Here is a 1,641-nt window from a genome sequence, read left to right on the forward strand (position 1 = left end):
GCTGTCAGGCCTTCGGGTTCTGGCAGGCCATTCGCCCGGCACGCGGCGGTCAGCGTATTCGCAAGCAGGCAGGCGATCGTCATCGGGCCTACGCCACCGGGTACCGGAGTGATTGCACCTGCGCGTTCGGCCGCGCTGGCATAGTCCACATCGCCAACCAGCTTGTTCTTGCCGTCACGTTCGATCCGGTTGATGCCCACGTCGATTACAGTCGCGCCTTCCTTGATCCAGTCACCCGGCACCATCTCGGGGCGGCCTACGGCGGCGACGACGATGTCGGCGCGGCGTACCACGTCGGGCAGGTCCTTGGTGCGGCTATGCGCGATGGTCACGGTGCAGCTGTCGCCCAGCAGCAGCTGCGCCATCGGCTTGCCCACAATATTCGAGCGGCCAATTACAACAGCATCCATGCCCGACAGAGAGCCATGGTGGTCGCGCAGCATCATCAGACAGCCCAGAGGTGTGCAAGGCACCATAGACTTTTGGCCCGTGCCCAAAAGACCCACATTCGAGATATGGAACCCGTCTACATCTTTCGCCGGATCAATCGAGTTGATCACCAGATCCTCATTCAGGTGCTTGGGCAGAGGCAACTGCACCAGAATACCATGCACTGCCGGATCGTTGTTCAGCTTGTCGATCAGCGCCAGAAGGTCTTCTTCGGAGGTGTCTGCATCCAGCTTGTGCTCGTATGAGTTCATACCGACTTCAACGGTCATTTTGCCCTTCGAGCGGACATAGACCTGACTGGCCGGATCCTCGCCCACCAGAACCACCGCCAGACCCGGTGTGATGCCGTTTTCTTCCTTCAGTTTCGCAACCTGGTCAGCCACCTGCGCGCGCACTTTGGCGGCAAAGGCCTTACCGTCGATGACTTGAGCTACCATCCTTTGATCCCTTCTTTCAAAAAACGGATCGGGCGCACAAAGCGCCCGGTCATTCAGTCGGGGCCGAGCACGCGTTCTTCGCGCGCAATCGACCAATCAATCAAGGTGCGCCATAGTTTTTCGGCAAGGTCAGGATCCATACCCAGCTCGTCCGAATTCATACGCACTTTTTGCACCACATCCTCGACACGCTCCGGAATACGTGCAGGCAAGCCCTCGCCCGGCTTCAGCGCGGATGCGCGGTCGATGTAACCTGCACGCGCCACCAACATCTCGATCAGCTGCCGATCCAGCTTGTCGATCTGAACCCGCAACTCCCGCATTGAGTGGCAGTCTTTTGGAGGTGTCAGAGTGGGCATGTTTGTCTCCTCATGGCCCGGGAATTCCCCGGACCACGAGATGTCTTATTCGGCGGCTTAGAACAAGCCCTCGATCTCACCTGCGTCATTGAGGCAGATGGTTTCCGCGGCCGGCTTGCGCGGCAGGCCGGGCATGGTCATGATCTCACCGCAGACAACCACGATGAAACCGGCACCGGCGGACAGGCGGACCTCACGCACCGGAACCGAGTGGCCGGTGGGCGCGCCGCGCAGGGTCGGGTCGGTCGAGAACGAATACTGTGTTTTCGCCATGCAGACCGGCAGATTGCCATAGCCTGCCTCTTCCCACTCGCGCAGCTGGTTACGGATCTTGTTGTCGGCCAGAACCTCATCCGCGCGATAGATACGCTTGGCGATGGTTTCGATCTTCTCAA

The 1,641-nt window shown here is 59.7% G+C and carries 3 protein-coding genes; all 3 read right to left on the minus strand.

The annotated features are described in order from the left end of the window. The coding region (gene folD, locus ACR0KN_RS22405) for a bifunctional methylenetetrahydrofolate dehydrogenase/methenyltetrahydrofolate cyclohydrolase FolD (protein ID WP_170474711.1) at positions 1-887 on the minus strand (887 nt) is incomplete at its 3' end. 53 nt (positions 888-940) lie between these two features. Beyond that, positions 941-1,246 carry a chorismate mutase gene (locus ACR0KN_RS22410; protein WP_010442824.1) on the minus strand — a complete coding sequence of 102 codons (306 nt, stop codon included), beginning with the start codon at positions 1,244-1,246 and terminating at the stop codon, positions 941-943. Between the two features lie 57 nt (positions 1,247-1,303). Further along, on the minus strand, positions 1,304-1,641 hold a 338-nt coding region (locus tag ACR0KN_RS22415; protein WP_480656695.1), incomplete at its 5' end, for a formate--tetrahydrofolate ligase.

The organism is Ruegeria sp. AP7, from assembly GCF_056539905.1.

What these genes read in the sequence shown, in the direction of transcription:
- ACR0KN_RS22410 (WP_010442824.1), bottom strand. Translation starts at nt 1,246, where the DNA reads ATGCCCACTCTGACACCTCCAAAAGACTGCCACTCAATGCGGGAGTTG.